This is a genomic window from Sulfitobacter sp. S190, assembly GCF_025141935.1.
Lineage (GTDB): Bacteria > Pseudomonadota > Alphaproteobacteria > Rhodobacterales > Rhodobacteraceae > Sulfitobacter.
The window spans coordinates 1797461-1816994 of the sequence record NZ_CP081120.1; the positions used below are offsets into that span (position 1 = coordinate 1797461).

21 protein-coding genes are annotated in these 19534 nt (G+C 60.1%); 10 read left to right on the top strand and 11 right to left on the bottom strand.

Annotated features, from left to right (window positions below; all coding sequences use genetic code 11):
- Positions 1-4 precede the first annotated feature (4 nt).
- The 7 genes from K3756_RS09105 to pyrH form a co-directional block, all read right to left on the bottom strand.
- On the bottom strand, positions 5-130 hold the full coding sequence (locus K3756_RS09105) for a hypothetical protein (RefSeq protein ID WP_259986826.1): 126 nt from the start codon (positions 128-130) through the stop codon (positions 5-7).
- Positions 131-238: 108 nt separating this feature from the next.
- Positions 239-1591: an RIP metalloprotease RseP gene (rseP, locus tag K3756_RS09110; protein WP_259986828.1), complete on the bottom strand. Its 1353-nt coding sequence runs from the start codon at positions 1589-1591 to the stop codon at positions 239-241.
- Positions 1592-1604: 13 nt separating this feature from the next.
- Positions 1605-2768, bottom strand: a complete 1164-nt coding sequence (gene dxr / locus K3756_RS09115; protein ID WP_259986830.1) for a 1-deoxy-D-xylulose-5-phosphate reductoisomerase — start codon at positions 2766-2768, stop codon at positions 1605-1607.
- Positions 2769-2771: 3 nt separating this feature from the next.
- Positions 2772-3524 (bottom strand): phosphatidate cytidylyltransferase, encoded by a 753-nt coding sequence (locus K3756_RS09120; protein ID WP_259993531.1) that lies wholly within the window; start codon positions 3522-3524, stop codon positions 2772-2774.
- Positions 3525-3573: 49 nt separating this feature from the next.
- Positions 3574-4320, bottom strand: a complete 747-nt coding sequence (gene uppS, locus K3756_RS09125) for a polyprenyl diphosphate synthase (RefSeq protein WP_259986832.1) — start codon at positions 4318-4320, stop codon at positions 3574-3576.
- Between the two features lie 161 nt (positions 4321-4481).
- Entirely contained in the window at positions 4482-5045 is a 564-nt protein-coding gene (gene frr, locus K3756_RS09130) for a ribosome recycling factor (RefSeq protein ID WP_259986834.1), read from the bottom strand.
- Between the two features lie 102 nt (positions 5046-5147).
- Complete coding sequence (gene pyrH, locus K3756_RS09135) at positions 5148-5873, bottom strand: UMP kinase (RefSeq protein WP_259986835.1); 726 nt, start codon at positions 5871-5873, stop codon at positions 5148-5150.
- A 103-nt stretch (positions 5874-5976) separates the two neighbouring features.
- Between pyrH and miaA the strand changes: the two genes are divergently transcribed.
- The 5 genes from miaA (at position 5977) to K3756_RS09160 (ending at position 12801) form a co-directional block, all read left to right on the top strand.
- Positions 5977-6858, top strand: a complete 882-nt coding sequence (miaA, locus tag K3756_RS09140) for a tRNA (adenosine(37)-N6)-dimethylallyltransferase MiaA (RefSeq protein WP_259986836.1) — start codon at positions 5977-5979, stop codon at positions 6856-6858.
- Positions 6859-6951: 93 nt separating this feature from the next.
- A complete protein-coding gene (locus K3756_RS09145; RefSeq protein WP_259986837.1) occupies positions 6952-7791 on the top strand; it encodes an AraC family transcriptional regulator in 840 nt (279 codons plus the stop codon).
- 307 nt (positions 7792-8098) lie between these two features.
- A complete protein-coding gene (locus K3756_RS09150) occupies positions 8099-9145 on the top strand; it encodes an ABC transporter permease (RefSeq protein ID WP_259986838.1) in 1047 nt (348 codons plus the stop codon).
- 13 nt (positions 9146-9158) lie between these two features.
- On the top strand, positions 9159-10625 hold the full coding sequence (locus tag K3756_RS09155) for an ABC transporter permease (protein ID WP_259986839.1): 1467 nt from the start codon (positions 9159-9161) through the stop codon (positions 10623-10625).
- Between the two features lie 82 nt (positions 10626-10707).
- A complete protein-coding gene (locus K3756_RS09160) occupies positions 10708-12801 on the top strand; it encodes an ABC transporter ATP-binding protein (protein ID WP_259986840.1) in 2094 nt (697 codons plus the stop codon).
- 63 nt (positions 12802-12864) lie between these two features.
- Here K3756_RS09160 and K3756_RS09165 read toward each other — a convergent pair whose 3' ends face one another.
- Positions 12865-13278, bottom strand: coding sequence for a hypothetical protein (locus K3756_RS09165; RefSeq protein WP_259986841.1), 414 nt, complete (start codon positions 13276-13278; stop codon positions 12865-12867).
- Positions 13279-13434: 156 nt separating this feature from the next.
- On the bottom strand, positions 13435-14034 hold the full coding sequence (locus K3756_RS09170) for a lytic transglycosylase domain-containing protein (RefSeq protein WP_259986842.1): 600 nt from the start codon (positions 14032-14034) through the stop codon (positions 13435-13437).
- A 206-nt stretch (positions 14035-14240) separates the two neighbouring features.
- Here K3756_RS09170 and ssb point away from each other — a divergent pair, with 206 nt between their 5' ends.
- Complete coding sequence (gene ssb, locus K3756_RS09175; protein WP_259986844.1) at positions 14241-14768, top strand: single-stranded DNA-binding protein; 528 nt, start codon at positions 14241-14243, stop codon at positions 14766-14768.
- 51 nt (positions 14769-14819) lie between these two features.
- On the top strand, positions 14820-15104 hold the full coding sequence (locus K3756_RS09180) for a hypothetical protein (protein ID WP_259986846.1): 285 nt from the start codon (positions 14820-14822) through the stop codon (positions 15102-15104).
- Here K3756_RS09180 and aroB read toward each other — a convergent pair.
- Both aroB and K3756_RS09190 read right to left on the bottom strand, forming a co-directional pair.
- Positions 15101-16207, bottom strand: a complete 1107-nt coding sequence (aroB, locus tag K3756_RS09185) for a 3-dehydroquinate synthase (protein ID WP_259986849.1) — start codon at positions 16205-16207, stop codon at positions 15101-15103. The two genes, K3756_RS09180 and aroB, sit on opposite strands and share 4 nt — an antisense overlap.
- Positions 16200-16784: a shikimate kinase gene (locus K3756_RS09190; protein ID WP_259986851.1), complete on the bottom strand. Its 585-nt coding sequence runs from the start codon at positions 16782-16784 to the stop codon at positions 16200-16202. The genes aroB and K3756_RS09190 overlap by 8 nt, the downstream gene beginning before the upstream one ends.
- An 81-nt stretch (positions 16785-16865) precedes the next feature.
- Here K3756_RS09190 and K3756_RS09195 point away from each other — a divergent pair, with 81 nt between their 5' ends.
- The 3 genes from K3756_RS09195 to K3756_RS09205 all read left to right on the top strand — a co-directional run bounded on the left by K3756_RS09195 (position 16866) and on the right by K3756_RS09205 (position 19514).
- Positions 16866-17015 (top strand): hypothetical protein, encoded by a 150-nt coding sequence (locus K3756_RS09195; protein ID WP_259986854.1) that lies wholly within the window; start codon positions 16866-16868, stop codon positions 17013-17015.
- A gap of 97 nt (positions 17016-17112) precedes the next feature.
- Complete coding sequence (locus K3756_RS09200) at positions 17113-18579, top strand: hypothetical protein (protein WP_259986856.1); 1467 nt, start codon at positions 17113-17115, stop codon at positions 18577-18579.
- Positions 18576-19514, top strand: coding sequence for a tyrosine recombinase (locus tag K3756_RS09205; protein WP_259986858.1), 939 nt, complete (start codon positions 18576-18578; stop codon positions 19512-19514). The genes K3756_RS09200 and K3756_RS09205 overlap by 4 nt, the downstream gene beginning before the upstream one ends.
- The last annotated feature ends 20 nt before the right edge of the window (positions 19515-19534 follow it).

Below are 19534 nucleotides of genomic sequence, written 5' to 3' on the forward strand. Positions count from 1 at the left end.
TTGGTTAGAGACTGCCCACAAACGCCCCGGCGCAGAGCGCGAGACCAATGGTGAACAGATACAATGCGCGGTCCCAGTTCAGGTCCATCAGGACGCTCAAACCACGATATCCTTTTACAATCGTCGACATAATGCGCTCCCTTCCAGACGGCTCGCTTTCAGTTGGAAGCAAGCTAGACCGCAAATGCGGCGATCACGGGGGCGAAATGTGGCGATAATGGGGCAATAGCCCCGCAGATCACGGACAGAACAGATCGTTGCTTAGCGCAAACAACATCAAGCCCAACACGATCATGATGCCCGCAGTCATCAAAACGCGCAGCGCGCGGTCGCTGGGCGGCTTGCCGGTTACGGCTTCATACGCGTAAAACGTCAGATGCCCACCGTCCAGCGCCGGGATCGGGAACAGGTTCAGCAAGCCTACTGCCGTGCTCAGGACTGCAATGAAATTGATAAAGCTGGTCGCGCCTTGGCTGGCCATCGCGCCGGAAACCTTGGCGATACCAACCGGTCCCGACATGTTGCATGTGCTGATCGCACCGGTGACCATGTGCCACAAACCTGACAACGACCCTTCGATGATCCGCCACATGTTTGCGACGCCGCTGCCAAGCGCTTCACCGATGCCGGGTGCTTCGGTCGCGGGTTCGATCGCGCCGCTCGACTGGATGCCGATGCGCAGCACGTTCTTGAAACCGCCGTCTGGTTGCGGCTCGTCCGTGGACTTTGGCACAAGCGTGAATTTCAGCATCTCTCCGGCGCGCCAGACGTCGAGCAAGAGCGGCGCGCCGCCGGAATGTTCCACCGCCTGTTTCAACTGATCGAACGCAAAGACCTCACTGCCGTCAATCGCAGTAATCACATCGCCCTGCTTCAGCCCGGCCTCATAGGCCGCTGAATTCGGCATCACCGCTCCGACCATTGCGGGCGACCAATACGGCCCCTGCACATCGACGCGGTCATCCTCGCGGTTGACGGTATAGGTCAGCGTTTTCTGCACCGGCAGACCGGTAATGAATTCAACGTAAGCGGCACCGTCGTCCTGCGCGGGGATAGGTGTCCCTTCGATGGCGACGATTTCATCGCCCGCCTGCAGCCCTTCGACAGTTTGCGGAAGCGGTTTGATCGCCTCAACGGTAAGCGGGTCACGGGCCGTTCCAAGGCTGAGCGCAATGCCCGCGAAGATCAGTATAGACAGGACAAAGTTAAACGCAGGGCCGGCCGCAACGGTCAGCGCACGCGCCCACAAAGGCGCACCATGCATGGTCGCTCTCAGCCGCGCCTCATCGGTCGCGATCTGCTCCATCGCCTCCGTGTCTTTGCCGGATGCCGCGTTGGCGTCGCCTGCGAACTTGACATATCCGCCAAACGGCAGCGCCGCGACCTGCCAGCGCGTGCCGTGCCTGTCCACGCGCGAAAACAGCACCGGACCAAACCCCAGACTGAAAACATCCGCCTTGATCCCGCACCAGCGGCCTACGATGTAGTGGCCGTATTCATGGATCGCCACGATGACCGACAGGGCCACAACAAAGGCGACCACGGTCCAGACGAAGCCGCCAAATTGCGGAATCAATGTTGTGAAATCCAATGCTCTACCCTGTTTATTGCTCGATGATGGCGCGTGCGGCCTTGCGTGCCAGATGGTCTATTTGCAGCACGTTATCAAGGGTCATGGTGGCATCAATATGACCATCTGACGCTTCCAGAGTGTCGAGTGTAGCGCGCACAACGTCCGCCATCGCCAGAAAACCGATCTGGCCCGCGATGAAGGCATCCAGCGCCGTTTCCTTGGCCGCGTTGAACACCGCGCCGGAAAGACCGCCACGTTCCATGACATCCCGCGCGATACCCAGTGCGGGCCAACGGCGCAAATCGGGCGCCCGAAACTCGAACGTGCCAATGGCCGCTAGATCGAGACGTTCAACCGGAATGTGCCTGCGGGTCGGGTGGTGAAGCGCGAACCCGATGGCATGGCGCATATCCGGCGGACCAACGTGCGCCATGAGCGCCCCGTCGTTGAACCCCACAAGAGCGTGGATCATGGACTGCGGATGGACTAGCGTTTCAATCTGCTCCGGCGAGACACCAAAAAACTCACGTGTTTCAATAAGTTCCATCGCCTTGTTAAACATGGACGCGGAATCGATCGTGATCCGCTGGCCCATATCCCAATTCGGATGGCTGGATGCTTGTTCGAGCGTCGCTTCAGCAAGCTGGTCCAGCGGCCAGTCGCGGAATGCGCCGCCTGACGCCGTGATAATTACCCGCTCGACCGCGGCAAGGTCTTCGCCGATGAGCGCCTGAAAAACTGCAGAATGTTCGCTGTCTACCGGCAGTATGGTCGCCCCGTGCGCCTTGCGTGTCGCCAGCAAAAGCTCGCCCGCACAAACCAGCGATTCCTTGTTGGCGAGCGCGAGTGTGGTCCCTTGCTCTAACGCCGCAAGACCCGGCGCCAAACCTGCCGCCCCCACGATTGCCGACATCGTCCAGTCCGCCGGGCGATGGGCCGCCTCTTCGATTGCGGCAGCACCCGCCGCAGCCTCGACCGAGGAGCCCGAGAGAGCATCGCGCAAATCGTCCAGCAGATCGTCCTCGGCGGTGACTGCAACTTGCGCGTTCAGCTCAATTGCGTCACGGGCCAGTTGTTCGATGTTGTGCGCGCCGGTCAGCGCCACGACATCGTATTCGTCCGGAGCCCGCCGGATCAGGTCGATCGTGTTTTGCCCGATAGAGCCCGTCGCTCCGAAAATGCTGACGCGGCGCATGGATCAGCCAAGCCCGAACGGAAACGCGATGAACTGCCCCATGATCAGCAAGAACACCGACGCCCCCAGCATGCCGTCGAACCGGTCCATGAGACCGCCGTGCCCGGGAATGAGGTTCGAGCTGTCCTTGACGCCCAGCTTCCGTTTCATGCCGCTTTCCGCCATGTCGCCCATCTGGCTCGCCATGGATACCGCGATCGACACGCCGATGAGCTGCGCGCCTGCGCCCGTGTTCATCGAAAACAAAAGACCGACAAGCGCGGCCCCAATCCAGCCGGCCGCGGTCCCCGACCACGTTTTTTTCGGGCTGACCTTTGGCCAGAACTTCGGCCCCCCAATCGCGCGCCCCGCGAAGTATCCGACAACATCCGTGGCCACCACGACCATGACCAGCCAAAGCATCCAACCGACACCCATGTCGTCGCGCACCTGCATCATGCCGTAACCCGACATCATGATCATGACCGTAAAGGCCATGAATATCGTGCGGTTGCGTTCCAGTTGCCCGAACCCGATTAACGCGGGCGCCATCAGGAGTGGCAGGGCGAAACCGACAGGGATATAAATGGCCAGCAGCACAACACCGCCGGCAAGCGCGCCAAGGCTCAACTGCGCGGTGGTTTCGCCGGGCCGTAGCATGCCGACGAGTTCCCAGATCATCATCGCGCAGATGAGTGCCACCAGCAGGTGAAACAGGTGCCCGCCAAACCAGATACCAACCGCACCAAGCACCAACATCGCTGCTCCCGATGCCATGCGCACCGTCAGATCAGACCATTTTTCCGAACCGTCCACAGGCCACTCCCTATTTCTTGACGCCACCGAACCGCCGATCGCGCACGCCGTAGGACGCACACAGGCGACCAAATTCTTCCTTGGTAAAATCCGGCCAGAGCGTGTCGATAAACTCGTACTCGGCATAGGCAGATTGCCACAACAGGAAGTTCGAGATCCGCGCCTCACCGCTCGTGCGGATCACCAGATCCGGATCAGGCAAAACGTATGTATCAAGATATTTCGGCAGCGTTTCTTCATCCACATCGGCGGGATCAAGTTTGCCGGTCGCCACGTCCTGGGCAAGCCGCTTGGTGGCGCGGGCCACTTCGTCACGCCCGCCGTAATTGAGGGCAATCGTGAGGTTTACCCGCGTGTTATGCGCCGTTGCTGCTTCAAGCTCGGTCATCAGTTTGACAAGCTTGTTATCGAGACGCACGCGGTCTCCGATGAACCTCACACGCGCGCCGAATTCGCTAAGGGAGCGCGTTTCTTTGGTGATGTAGCGTCTGAAAAGGCTCATCAACCCGGCAACTTCGACCTGGGTCCGCTTCCAGTTTTCCGTGGAGAAGGCAAATATGGTCAGGTACTCGACCCCGATCTCGGGGCAGCTTTCCACCACTTCGCGGACCCGTTTTGCGCCCGCGTGATGACCAAACAACCGCGGCCTGCCGCGTTGGGTGGCCCACCGCCCGTTGCCATCCATGATAATCGCCACGTGACGCGGGCCCCCTGACGGGGGCTCTGTGCTGGCCGTTTCTATGGTTTGCGGTTTCATACCTTGCCCTGCCCGGCCTTGATGTCTTGTCTGCACCTATCAGGTTGCCCGGCCACGCGCACCTCCCCAATTGTGCAGATATTTCTCAAACGGCGTGAAATCGCGCTTGCGCCTGTGGGGGCGGGCCGGACCGGTGCGCGGCCCCCTTCCCCCTTCACCACTTAGACCTGCATGATCTCGGCTTGTTTCGTCTCGAGCAATTCATCGATTGAGCCGATGTACTTGTTCGTCAGGTCCTGCACCTCGCCTTCCCACAGCTTCTGGTCGTCCTCGGACATGCCGTCGGCCTTGGCCTTCTTGATCTGGTCCATGCCGTCGCGGCGAATGTTGCGGATGCTGACACGGGCGTTTTCGGCGTAGCTTCCGGCGACCTTCGTCAACTGTGTGCGCCGTTCTTCGTTCAGCTCGGGGATCGGGAGCATGATAATGGTTCCGTTGAGCTGCGGATTGATCCCCAGACCGCTCTCGCGGATGGCCTTTTCAACCTTCCCGACAAGTCCCTTGTCCCAGACATTGATCGTCACCATGCGCGGTTCGGGGACGTTCACCGTACCGACCTGATTGATCGGCGTCATGGAGCCGTAGGCGTCTACCATGACAGGCTCCAGCATCGACGCGGACGCACGTCCCGTGCGCAAGGATGCGAATTCGGTCCGCAAGGACCCGATGGCCCCCGTCATGCGGCGTTCAATATCATCGGTGTCGAGCATAAAATCGTCAGACATGGGGAATGCACCCTTTTGGAATTTTCGTTTGACCGCGAGGTTTAGAGTATTGGCGCGCCCATGAAAAGAACGCTTTGCACACCGTGCACCGGGGCTGACCTGTCAGCCCTGAACGCGGGTGTACGTTCCCTGACCGGCGAGGATGCCGCGGAATCCACCCGGTTCGTCCAGCGAGAATACGATGATCGGCAGATTGTTATCGCGGGCAAGCGCGATCGCGGAGGCGTCCATGACGCCCAGACGTTTGGCAAGTACGTCGTCATAGCTCACCGTATCGTAGCGCACGGCATCGTCGTGCTTTGCCGGATCCTTGTCATAGACACCGTCGACCTTGGTGCCTTTGAAAATCGCCTCGCAGGACATCTCGTTGGCCCGCAATGTCGCGGCCGTGTCGGTGGTGAAATATGGGTTTCCGGTTCCGGCAGCAAAGATGCAGACCCGTTTCTTTTCGAGGTGGCGCACCGCGCGGCGACGGATGTAGGGCTCCGCCACCTCGTTCATCGTGATTGCCGAAATGACCCGTGTGTGAATGCCCAATCCCTCGAGCGATGACTGCATCGCCAGCGCGTTCATCACCGTTGCAAGCATGCCCATGTAATCGGCGGTCGTGCGCTCCATCCCCTGCGCGGAGCCCTGAAGGCCGCGAAAGATATTGCCGCCGCCGATGACCATGCAAATCTCGACGCCCATATCATGGACCGACTTCACCTCTTGCGCGATCCGTTCGACCGTTGGCGGGTTCAGTCCGAAGCCCTGATCGCCCATCAGCGCCTCTCCCGAAATTTTAAGCATCACACGGTTGAACGTGACTTGCGGCTCTTGCGTCATAGGGGCACCTTTCGGGGGAATTCTAATGGGGCTTTTGCTGCGGCGTAAAATGTCGCAAATGACCGGCTAGTTCAATGCACCGAAAGCCATGCGGAGAAAAGAAATGTCGAAGGCCGCGCAAGACGCCCTGATCGGCTCGATCCCGCCGGACCAGCCGGTGCTCATCGCCGGGCCGACCGCTTCCGGCAAATCGGCGCTTGCACTGCAAATCGCGCAGACCGCCGGTGGCGTGATCGTCAATGCGGACGCAAGTCAGGTCTATGGCTGCTGGCGTCTCATCTCGGCACGTCCCTCCCCGGAGGAAGAGGCGCTCGCGCCCCACGCGCTATACGGCCATATCGCTGACGATACCGCGTATTCTACGGGTCACTGGTTGCGCGAGGTCCGCGAAATCCTGCGACGGGGCAGTCGGCCGATCATCGTCGGCGGCACCGGTTTATACTTCAAGGCGCTGACAGAGGGCTTGGCGGATATTCCGGCCATCCCGCCCGACATAAGGAAGCAGGCGGATGAGATGCCGTTGGAGACCATGCTGTCAGAGCTGGACGCGCAGACCAAGGACGGCATCGACACCGCCAACCGCGCCCGCGTGCAACGCGGCTACGAAGTGTTGAAGGCGACCGGAAAGGGGCTGTCGCAGTGGCAGGCAGATACCGGTGCGCCGCTCTTGCCGCCCGACCGTTGCACCCGCATCGCACTCGGTGTCGATAGGGATTGGTTGAACACCCGTATCGCCCGTCGGTTCGATGCGATGCTTGATGCAGGCGCGCTGGGCGAAGTTGCCGCCGTTGCTGCGCGCTACAACCCCGCCCTGCCCGCGCACAAGGCCATTGGGGTCCCGGAGCTCATGGCGCACTTGCGCGGGGAGATGTCGCTTGATGCCGCACGGGACGCGGCGATCATCGCGACAAGGCAGTTCGCCAAACGGCAACGGACCTGGACACGGTCTAAAATGGCGGATTGGCACCTTTTCACCTGCCCCTGAGCAACGCGTCTTGCAATCAGACACTTGGCCATTTAGCACAAGTAAGCGGCGTAAAGCGCCCGATCAGGACATTTTACTTTCATTTTTGCGATGATGACAGACTCAAACCCTTTGGACCGCATGCTGCGCGTCCGCACGTTGAGCCAACTGACAGCCGGTCAGGATTGGCGGCTGAACCTTGCGCACGATCGCGAGGTGCACATGCTGTTGTGGCTGACCCGCGGTCAGGGACTGTTGATGCTCGACGGGCAGCGCCGCGGTCTGGGTCCCCACAATGCAGTGTTTGTGCCTGCAGGTTCGCTCTTTGCACTCGATCTGGGCCGTCAGAGTATTGGACAAGCCGTTCTGATCCCGGCGGCAACGCCTTTGCGTTTTCCACAAATTCCCTGCCACCTGCGGATACGCGATGCGCAGGTTCAGTCGGAATTGACGTCTTTCATCGAAGCCGCACAGCGCGAAGAACAACAGGATCGCCCTCTGGCGCAGGATGCAATGGAGGCGCATGTGGCGCTGATGTCTGTGTGGTTGCGCCGTGAAGCCGCAAAGGAAGAGCATGTGCCCCAACCCCGCAATGCCGGTGAGCGGCTGTCTTCGCGGTTTGCGGAGCAGGTCAGCCTGCAATACGCTTCGGGGCGAACAATGGGACAGTATGCGAAAGACCTTGGTGTTACGCCAACACATCTGACCCGCGCGGTGAAAGCGGCGACCGGCCGCACCGCTGCCGATATCCTGACCGAGCGGATCTTGTATGCCGCGCGGAGCCTGCTCGAGATGACGCCCCATCCGGCGCAAAACATCGCGCGGCATCTTGGTTTTGGAAGTGCGGCCTATTTCACCCGCTTCATCCAGCAGCACACCGGCCATCCACCCAGCATTTTGCGCCGCAACGCGCGTGCGCTCCAGCAGACATCGTCCAATCAGCCCCCCGCTTAACACCGTCCAAAGATTTCGGCGCGCGATCTCTTGCGCAAATAATGTCGCACACAATCTCTCAATAGTCCGTTTGCGACATTGACGGCGGCCCCCGCTTTATGCCTGATAGTGAAAATGTAAGCGGCGAACACGACCGCATGGCACAACGCAGCCCGCACAACCGGGCGCCGGGGGGAACACAGAACGCGGGAAATGGCCGCTACACGAATGCCGCGCAGCGGCGCGTGGCAGACAATCAACACAACGAGGGCTCGCGCCCGTATCAGCCGGGATCAACCCGGCCAGCCACCTACAGGGGCCACTATATATGGGAATTTTTCTCCTCAGACGTCTGGGAATGATGCTGCTGACAGCGCTGTGCCTGACCTTCATCGTTTTCTGGCTCACCAATCTGTATCCCAATCTGGAAAAGCTCGCCAAAACCCAGGGCAATTTCCGGATGAGCGACGAAGCGGTCGAAAGCTATCTTGGCAATCGCGGCTATCTCGAACCGCTGCCTGTCAAATTTGGCCAATGGCTGGGTGTCTTGCCCGGATGGGTGACAGAGACCGAAGATGGCAAAGTAACGGGCCGGTGTTTTTCCGAAAACACCCCCGAGGACGAGCGCGACAGGTTCTGCGGCGTCTTGCAGGGCGATTGGGGATATTCGACGGTCTTCAAGGACGACGTCAGCGACATCGTAAGCACACGGTTGGCGCAGACCGGCAAGCTGATGGGCTTTGTCCTGCTGCTGATGGTGCCCATGGCGTTGCTGATCGGGGTGCTTGCCGGGATGCGCGAGGGGTCCAAGCTGGACCGGTCCCTTTCGACGGTGTCGATTGTGACGACGGCGACGCCGGAATACGTCTCCGGTGTGATTTTCATCGCGGTTTTTGCCTCCTCTGCGTTCGGGCTGAAGTGGTTCAAAGGATCCGCAACATCGGCGATGGAGAATGCCACGTTCGAAAACTTCTTCCTGCCCGTCCTGACGATCTCGCTTTACGGGATGGGATATATCGCGCGGATGACGCGGGCGTCGATGACCGAAGTCATGACAGCGCAATACATCCGGACAGCGCGGCTCAAGGGCGTCAGCTTTCGCAATATCGTGCTCAAACACGCGCTCAGGAATGCGCTCATCGCGCCCTTCACGGTCATCATGTTGCAGATACCCTGGCTTCTCAACGGGGTTGTGATCGTCGAGACGCTCTTCAACTACAAAGGTTTCGGCTGGACGCTTGTTCAGGCCGCGGGCAACAACGACATCGAATTGCTTCTGGCTGTGTCAGTGGTCTCCGTCTTCGTTGTGTTGCTGACGCAGCTGATCTCCGACATCGGATACGTCATCCTCAACCCGCGTATTCGCATTTCCTGAAGGGGGACACGACATGGAACAACTGACCTGGACCGGCGTTCTTGCCCCTCTCAACATGGTACTCGCACTTGTGGTCGCGGTCTGGCTGATCGCCTTTGTTGCGCAAGTCATCGCGAGCTTCGTCGCGGCATCGGGGGGCCGTGAGATCAACGCGGACGGCACGATGGCTGGCGAAACCGGGCTTGCGGGGCTGATCGGCACTGTCGTGAGCTACAGTCTCTATGCCTTGATCGCCATACTGCTGGTGTATCTGATCGGCGGTATCTTTCTGGGAACATCGGCTGGCATCATTGGCGGTATGAGCCAGCAACTGTTGCCGGTCTGGGCCGCACTGCTTGGTCTTTTCATCGTCTCAATCACATTCAAACGCAAACTCGGCCTTTACGGAAAACTGTTCGACAGCACTGTGGGCATGATCGGTTTTGCGCTGGTCATGTTCTGGGTCTTCGCCGGGTTCTTCGGCGGCGTGCTCGATCTTGTCACGACGCATGACACGCTCAGCCAGTTTTCGGGCATGAAAAACAAAGTCCCGGGCACCCCGCTCAATGGTGCCGAGGAAGGCGACTATGCTTGGTTCCTGCTGGGCGGCGACAATCTGGCCCGCGACGTGTTCAGCAGGCTTTTTGCGGGGGCTTGGATCGTGGTTGTGATCGCGCCGATGGCCACGTTGTTTGCGTTCATGGTGGGGATAACACTGGGATTGCCCGCGGGATATTACGGCGGCAGGCTGGATACGTTTCTGTCGTTTCTGGCCAACCTGATCCTCGCCTTCCCGGTCATCTTGCTGTTTTTCCTGTTGGTCACGCCCGAAATCGTGCTGACTGGCATTCCCAACTACATGGCCGCGGTTCTGTTTTTCTTCCCCATCGTTTTTGTCGGCGTGCTTTTGAATTCACGCTATTACACCCAGCCGAGTTTTCGCACACCGCTGCTGATTGTGGTGCTGGGTGGCTTGGTCTGGGCCTATCTGTCGCTGATTTCGAACAAGGGCACGATCGTCAACAACGACAGCTATACCATCCCGGGCCTGCCGCAGATCCTCGACTGGATCCCGATGCCGCCCGAGATCCTCGTGGTGTTTGTTTCGGTCGTCTTCGTAAATTCGCCGACCGTGTTCCGGATCGTCAGGGGCCTCGCGCTCGACATCAAGACGCGGGACTATGTCGCGGCGGCGCAAACCCGCGGCGAAGGTCCGTGGTACATCATGCTGTGGGAAATCCTGCCCAATGCGCGTGGTCCGCTGATCGTCGATTTCTGTCTGCGCATCGGCTATACGACGATCCTATTGGGCACCTTGGGATTTTTCGGTCTTGGGCTGGAATCGGAGAGCCCGGATTGGGGCACCACGATCAACGCCGGTCGTCGCCTTTTGTCGATATATCCGCATGCGGCGATTGCGCCGGCGGTGTCACTGCTCACGCTGGTGCTGGGATTGAATTTGCTGGCCGATGGTCTGCGCGAGGAAAGTTTGCGCGACTAGGAACATCCCGGACCGAGGGGCCAGCCCCTCGGGCTCCCCGGAGTATTTACGGCCAAGAAAGATAGACGTTGGGAGACGAGATATGGATACGCAGAGCTATGACGGGCCGATCCTTGAAATCGACAAGCTTTCGATTTCGTTTTTCACGCGGTTGCGGGAAATTCCGGCGGTCATGGATTTTTCCGTCGCTGTAAAACCCGGAGAAGCCGTTGGTTTGGTTGGCGAGTCCGGTTGCGGGAAATCGACCGTCGCCTTAGGTGTAATGCAGGATCTTGGCAAGAACGGACGGATTGTCGGCGGCTCGATCAAGTTCAAGGGACGCGATCTGGGCGAGATGAGCGATGATGAGTTGCGTGATATTCGCGGGTCGGAGATCGCCATGATTTATCAGGAGCCCATGGCATCGCTGAACCCCGCGATGAAAATCGGACGCCAGTTGATGGAGGTGCCGATGATACATGCGGGGATGTCCCAGAAGGATGCCCACGCCCGTGCCCTTCAGGTTGTGACGGATGTGAAGCTGCCCGATCCTGCCCGCATACTCGAAGCCTATCCACACCAGTTGTCCGGCGGACAGCAACAGCGCATCGTGATCGCGATGGCGTTGATGAGCGAGCCGAGCCTGCTGATCCTTGATGAGCCGACGACCGCGTTGGACGTGACGGTAGAGGCCGCAGTCGTGGAACTGGTCAAGGATCTGGGCAAGAAATACGGCACTTCGATGCTTTTCATTTCCCACAACCTCGGCCTCGTACTTGAGACCTGCGACCGCATTTGCGTCATGTATTCGGGCGAGGCCGTCGAGCGTGGCAGCATCGAGGATGTGTTCGACGAGATGCAGCATCCCTATACGCAGGCTTTATTCCGGTCGATCCCCCTGCCCGGCGCAGACAAGAACGCGCGTCCGCTGGTCGCTATTCCCGGCAATTTCCCATTGCCGCACGAACGTCCCGAAGGATGTAACTTCGGCCCGAGATGTGACTATTTCGAGGCCGGGCGGTGCGACGCTGGTGCGATCGAGATGCGCGATGTGCCGGGCAACGAGCGTCACGCCACGCGCTGCGTCAAGTTTGACGAGATTGACTGGGCGGCTCCGCCACAAGTCGCGCAAGTCAAGACCAAGGGCGAGGTCGGTGACGTTGTCCTGAAAATGGATAAATTGAAGAAATACTATCAGGTGGCCGCAAACGCGATGTTCGGAGGCGGCGACACCAAGGTCGTCAAAGCCAACGAAGAGCTTTCGTTCGAGGCACGCGAAAGCGAAACCCTTGCTATTGTGGGCGAGTCCGGTTGCGGGAAGTCCACATTCGCCAAGGTGTTGATGGGGCTGGAGACGGCGACCGAAGGCCAAATCCTGCTGGACAATCAGAACATCGGCGATGTTCCGATCGAAAACAGGTCGACCAAGAACGTGGCGGATGTGCAGATGGTGTTCCAGAACCCGTTCGACACTTTGAACCCGTCGATGACAGTGGGCCGTCAGATCATCCGGGCGCTCGAGATTTTCAAGATCGGGAAGAACGAGGCGGAACGTCGTACGCGGATGCTCGAACTGCTCGATCTGGTCAAGCTGCCGCGCGAATTCGCCGATCGGATGCCACGCCAGCTTTCGGGCGGGCAAAAGCAGCGTGTGGGCATCGCCCGTGCGTTCGCGGGCGATGCGCGGATCGTTGTCGCCGATGAGCCGGTGTCCGCCCTCGATGTATCCGTGCAGGCCGCTGTCACCGACCTGCTGATGGAAATCCAGCGAAAGCAGAAAACGACGCTGCTGTTTATCAGCCATGACCTGTCGATCGTGCGGTATCTGTCGGACCGGGTCATGGTGATGTATCTGGGTCACGTGGTTGAGCTCGGGACGACCGATCAGGTCTTCTCTCCGCCCTACCACCCCTACACCGAAGCGTTGCTGTCGGCCGTGCCGATCGCGGACACGCGCGTGAAGAAAAAGCATATTGTGCTGGAGGGTGACATTCCGTCGGCGATGTCACCGCCGCCCGGCTGCCCGTTCCAGACACGTTGCCGGTGGAAGTCGCAGGTGCCGGGCAACAAGTGTGAAACCGATGTGCCACCTATTAAACGGGTGGCGGACGGGCATCAGATCAAATGCCACCTGAGCGATGACAAGCTGGACGGTATGGAGCCGGTTATTGAAGTCGGAAATGTTGCCGCCGAATAAACAGGTTGAACTGTTTGTGGTGCAGCCTGGATGGGCTGTCCCGCGGTTCACACGATCACTGCCTCAGAAGAGAGGCAATTCGATGAGTGCGGCGCCGATGACGGCGGGAAAATAGGCGGCCGCGCCGAAGAAGAATCCGGGGTACCGGTTGCGCAGCGGACAGGCCGCAATCGCCAGCACCGGACCCGCGACAAGCGCCAGAACAGCAGGCAGGCGGATCATTTCGTTATAGTCGAAACCGGGCCCCCACGGCAGCGCCGGGTTCTCCAGCCCCCCCGCAATCAGACCGGCGATCATGCCGAGGACCAACCCCAGCAGGATCGGTTTGAGATTGCCACGCGCAGTGGGCACTTCATGCGTGACGGGAGAGCTGAACATCGCCGTTGCCAGACCTTCGCCAGTGGCCATCGGGGCACGGCTGTTGGATGTCCGGTTGTTGATCCGCGCAATGCGGTCGTTGAAGATATCTCGGCTCACGCTTGGTCTCCCAGTGTTCGATGGAGACAATATCGGTGTCAATTCAGGCTGAAGTTGGGCATTGTTGCGCTACCGGCAGGGCATTCCCGTGATCCGAGCATGGTTAACGCCACGTCACTTGCCGTAACTGAGGTGAGATCGTATGCCATTGCCCGGCTATTTGCCCGCAATAATGCGAACGTAATTTTTCGTTTCACGGTACGGCGGGATGCCCCCGTATTTTTTGACCGCACCTGGCCCGGCGTTGTAAGCGGCAAGCGCCAGCCGCCAGCTGCCAAAGGTCTTGTACTGTTGGCTAAGATAGCGTGCGCCACCTTCCAGATTTTGTTCGGGGTCGCGCGGATTGACCCGCAAGACCGCGGCCGTGCCGGGCATGAGCTGTGCCAGACCGATCGCACCTGCGTGGCTGACCGCCTTGGAGTTCCAGCCGCTTTCCTGCTGCACAAGCCGCAAGAACAGATCTTCGGGGATGCCGTGCTTGCGTGCAGCCGCGCGTGCGACATTCAGATACGGTCCGCGGTACCGTCCACGCCATTTCTTGACAGGTGCTTCATCGGCGCCCCATTTGGAGGGGGTCACAACCTTTGGCGGCTGCAGGCGCGCCGAACTGTGGTATTGCTTTGACGCGCGGCTATCGAGCAGTTTTTTCTGGCTTGAAAACAGCTTGTTGCGGCTCTTGGACGAGAAGATGTCAGCTTGGGCAGGCGCGCCTGCCGCAAGGGCCAGAATGACCATACTTACCATTGCTCTGCGCATGATGTCCTTGCCCGCTGGTTCCGGTTTTGCGGAACTATATCAGACACAGCGGACCTGACTATCCCGAATGTCCAGTTTCCCCCCCGCCGTGGCAGTTAGGGCAATAAACATCCTGTTATCCGGCAATGGAGCAGGTATAACGTGGCGATGCGCCGCAGCGGATTCGGCGCCGACATCATGAACGACAGACGCACAAGGAGAGCAGCATGGCCGGCTCAGTGAACAAAGTGATCCTCATCGGCAATTTGGGGCGTGACCCTGAAGTGCGCAGCTTTCAAAATGGTGGCAAGGTCTGCAACCTGCGCATCGCGACCTCCGAGACGTGGAAAGACCGCAACACCGGCGAACGCAAGGAAAAGACCGAGTGGCACTCCGTTGCCATTTTTCAGGAAGGCCTTGTCCGGATTGCGGAGCAGTACCTGCGCAAAGGCAGCAAAGTGTATATCGAAGGCCAGTTGCAGACCCGCAAGTGGCAGGATCAATCCGGTGCAGACCGCTATTCCACCGAAGTTGTGCTTCAGGGGTACGGTGGTACGCTGACGATGCTCGACGGGCGTGATGGCCAAAGCGGCGGCGGTGGCGGCGGCTACGGTGGTGGCCAGGGCGGTGGTTACGATGACCGCGGTGCCGGTGGTGGCTACGATTCGGGTGGTGACTACGGCGGCGGTCAATCGTCGGGTGGCAACCAGGGTGGCGGCGGATCGCGCGATCTGGATGACGAAATTCCGTTCTGATCGCCAATCCGCGTGACGTTATCCGGCAATGTGCCCGAACTAAAAGTGTTGATGGTTGTTTTTGCGACCATCATTTTCGCTTATCTGGTCGTCTATCCGCGGATGGAGCCGAAGAGTTTCAGGCGCATGATGCATTATGATCTGGTTCTGTCGGCCCTGCTTATGGTGGCCGTGGGCAGCGTCTATTTCGGGCAAGGCATCGCATTTTCGCTGATCTTCATTCAGGCCCCGTGGTGGGTGTTTACGCTGGTCGCCGCGCTCCTGATCGAGCTGCCGTTCTGTTTGATGTTTTGCAAAAAACACGGGCTGTCACCGGAAGATATGAACGAAGACTAGCCGCGGGCGCTTTGCAATACGTCTTTCACCACATCGCGCGGCACATCTGACGTAATGAATGCCTGCCCGATCCCACGGGCAAGGATGAAGCGCAGCTGACCGTCGACGACTTTCTTGTCCTGCCCCATGAGGCCCACAAGCGCCTCGTCATCGGGAAGTGGGCCGTCGATGTCGGATAGATCCACCTTCATGCCCATGTCACGCAGATGCGCACGCACGCGACTGGGCTCCTCCTGCGGGCAAAGCCCCAACCGCATCGACACCTCGAATGCCAATGCACAACCGATTGCGACACCCTCCCCGTGCAGCAAACGGTCCGAGTAGCCGGTGGCCGCTTCGAGCGCATGACAGAACGTGTGTCCGAGGTTCAAGAGCGCACGGTCGCCCTGCTCTGTTTCGTCACGCATGACGATGTCCGCCTTCATCTGGACCGACCGTCTGACCGCAGCGACACGGGCCGCCATGTCTCCGGCCGCCAAAGCGGGGCCCATCTCTTCGAGCCAGTCGAAAAAATCGACGTCTCCCAGAAGGCCGTATTTCACGACCTCCCCGTAGCCCGCGAGAAAATCGCGCGGCTTCAATGTACCCAAAAGGGCGGTATCGGCCAAAACCATCGCGGGCTGGTGGAACGCGCCGACGAGGTTCTTGCCGTGGCTTGTGTTGATCCCTGTCTTGCCGCCAACCGAACTGTCGACCTGCGCCAGCAAAGATGTGGGGATTTGCACGAACCGGACACCGCGGCGCAGGATCGCAGCTGCAAACCCGACCAGATCGCCGATCACGCCACCGCCAAAGGCAATGACTACATCGCCCCGCTCGACCCGTTGGTCCAGCAACCACTCGACACTGCGGGTCAGTTCGCTCCAGCATTTTGTCGCCTCTCCGGCGGGCAGGCTCAGGGCCTGCATCTCGATCCCCGCCGCGGCGAGGCCCGCGCGCAAACGATCCAGATGGAGGCCCGCGACGGTTTCGTCGCTGATCACGGTCACGCGCTTGCGGCGCAGCAACGGCGCGATGTACTCCCCCGCCTCGTCCAGCAAATCAGGACCAATGTGGATGTCATAGGCACGGCCCGGCAGGCCCACATGCACCTTTTCACGCATCGTTTCTCTCCAACACATCGGCACGGGTGAGCAAAACATCAATGACACGGTCCGCCATCGCTTCGATCGACGTGTCGGGCACGCAGCGCACAGACAGATCGGAAAGCGCATAGATCGGTGTCCGCGTTTCATAAATTTCCGTCAACGTGGCCAACGGATCAGCCGTGCGTAGCAAGGGGCGCGTATCGCGATGTTTCACCCTGCTCCAAAGCAGCGACAGATCCGCATCCAACCAGAGTGCCACGCCCTGCCGTGTAATATTTTCGCGGTTCACCTGAGACAAATACGCGCCGCCTCCGGTGGACAGAATACCCGCCTGCGTTTCCAGAAGCCGCTTGATGATTTCGGTTTCGCGGGCGCGGAAAAACGGCTCCCCGTCGCGTTCGAAAATCTCGGGCACGGTCTGATTGGCGGCCGCTTCGATTTCCGCGTCACTGTCGAGGAATGGAACGCCCAGCTTGGCGGCAACAGCGCGTCCGACGGCGGTCTTGCCAGCACCCATCATCCCCACCAGGGCGACCGTCTTTTTCAGACGGAATCGGGAGGCATCGGCCATGGTTTGCTCAATTTCGCTCATTTGTTCCTGAATGACGTGATCTTACCGAAAAGGCCATATATAGTTTGTGCAAAATAACGACAAACCAGGCAGGCATACACTATGGGAAGACTATTCAAGCTTTTGGTAATCCTTGTGATTCTCGGATTTATCGGGCTTGTGGGCTATGCATATATCGGCCCGTTCCTTGGCGCCGACTTTGCGGCCCCGCAGATCGAGATGCGCGAAGCTGTTACATTGCAGGAGCAGTAGGTCCGTGCGGATTTCATATCTGGCGCTTGTAGCTGGATGGATTGCGTGTTCACCTCTGGCATCCGTCGCACAGGAGACGGCACTGCAACCGCTTTCCGTGATTGACTGGCTAGACGATCCTACACCGACCGCGCCAAGCCAACGCCCCATTGCCGCCCCACCGCGCGCCGAACCACCGGTCACCTCCAACGGGCTTGCACCCGATGTACAGGTGGCTCCTCTGGACGGTGAGCCGCCGCGCAACATCGGGCTTGTACCCGCGTCCGTGTCAGGCATGCAGCCGGACCTTTGGGCCGGCAGCGACGTGACGGATATCGTGCGGCGTATCGAAACGATGCCGGACCCCGAGTTGCCTGCGGCGCAGGCGTTGCTGTTCACGGTGCTCTTGGCAGAGGCGGCAGCGCCGGTGGGCGGCGCGACCGCACAGAACCGGCTGACGGCGGCGCGTGTGGACAAGCTGATGCAGCTGGGCGCAATCGATCCCGCGCGCGCGCTGATCGAACAGGCAGGCGCCGCCACAAGCCCGCTTTTGTTCGATCTGTGGATGCAGATCAGCCTGCTGACCGGTGACGAAGACACGCCGTGTGGCGCCCTGTCCCGCAGCCCGCGTCTGACGAAAAATACCCCGACGCAGATTTTCTGTGCGGCGCGCACCGGTGACTGGGACACAGCAGCCTTGACTTTCGAGACCGCAGGCGCACTGGGTCTTGCCCCCCGCGAAAAGCTCGCTCTGCTCGACCGCTTCCTGAACCCTGACCTGTTCGAGGACGCAAGCCCCCTGCCCGTGCCACGCCGTATCGATCCATTGGGTTTCCGCCTGTTCGAGACGATCGGCGAGCGGTTGCCGACAGGGCCCTTGCCGCGGCAATTCGCGGTCGCAGATCTGCGCGACCTCGCTGGATGGAAATCGCAACTCGAAGCGGGCGAACGGCTGACCCGTGCGGGCGCGCTGCCCGAAAACCTGCTGCTTGGCCTCTACACGGACCGAAAGCCCGCAGCGTCCGGCGGCATCTGGGATCGGGTGCGGGCCGTGCAGCGTTTTGAAACCGCGCTTCGGACCCAAAGCCCCGATGCCGTGGCCAAGACGTTGCCCCCTGTCTGGAAGGCCATGCAGAACGCAGGGCTTGATGTAACCTTCGCCAGCCTGTTTTCCGCCCCCTTGCAGGAAATTGCGCTCACCGGAACAGCCGCCGATATCCAACTGGTCGTGGGCCTGTTATCGCCGGATTACGAAACGGTCGCGACCACAGCGCCGGACGGGCGCCAGCCCTTCGCGCGCGCCCTTGCCCGCGGTGAAACCCTTGCCACACCGCCGCGCGGCGCATTGCAACGGGCTATCCACGATGCGTTCGCGAACCCCACACCGCGCCAAGACCTGCTGGCCATGCCACAACAAAGAAAGACCGGCATGGCAATGCTCGAAGCGTTGAATTTGCTGCACGAAGGGGGCCGCGGTGACAGTCGCAGCTTGCGCGACGCCCTGTCGACCCTGCGCGCGCTCGGGCTGGAGGACACCGCACGCAGGGCTGCGCTGCAAATATTGCTTTCCGGAGAACAGGCATGACCCGCGCCCCGTCCCGCTGGATCTCGAGCTTCCTCGAGGCACAAGCCGCCGAATTGGGCGCATCGCAAAATACGCTGCTGGCCTACGGGCGTGACTTAAAGGATTTCGACGGCTGGTTGGCCGAGCAGCACAAAGAGTTGTTGGATGTGGTCCGCAGCGATGTGGAGGACTACCTGATCTGGTGCGACGCACAGGGCCTGGCAAAATCCACCCGGGCGCGCCGGCTGTCTTCTATCAAACAGATTTACCGCTTCGCATTCGAGGAAGGCCTGCGCAGCGATAATCCGGCGATCCAGATCGCGGGCCCCGGTCAGGACAAGCGTCTGCCAAAGATACTCAGCGTCGAGGAAGTCGATGCGCTGCTGCAAGCCGCGCGTTCTCAGGGGCGCACGAAAGAAGACCGGCTGCGCAACACCTGCCTGATGGAGCTTCTATATGCCACCGGCATGCGCGTCACCGAATTGGTCAGCCTGCCCGTCAGCGCCACCAGAGGCGATCCGAGACTATTGTTGATCCTTGGTAAAGGGGGCAAGGAACGCATGGTGCCCCTGTCGCCAGACGCCCGCGAGGCCTTGGCTGTCTGGCTGCGCATGCGCGACGACCGCGAAGCAGCGCGTACGGCAAAACGTCTGCCTGCATCGCGGTTCCTGTTCCCGTCGCGTGGTACACTGGGCCACCTGACCCGGCACCGCTTCTATCTCCTGATCAAGGAAATTGCATTGGCGGCTGGCGTTGATCCGGGGCGCGTGACGCCCCATACACTGCGCCATGCGTTTGCGACGCACCTGTTGGCGGGAGGGGCAGATCTCAGGGCCATTCAGACGATGCTGGGGCACGCTGATGTGGCCACGACAGAAATCTACACGCACGTGCTGGAATCCCGCCTTGCGGAACTGGTCCTGGATCATCACCCTTTGTCCGACGATGTTGTCTGACCGCAAATCCCCTCAGTGGG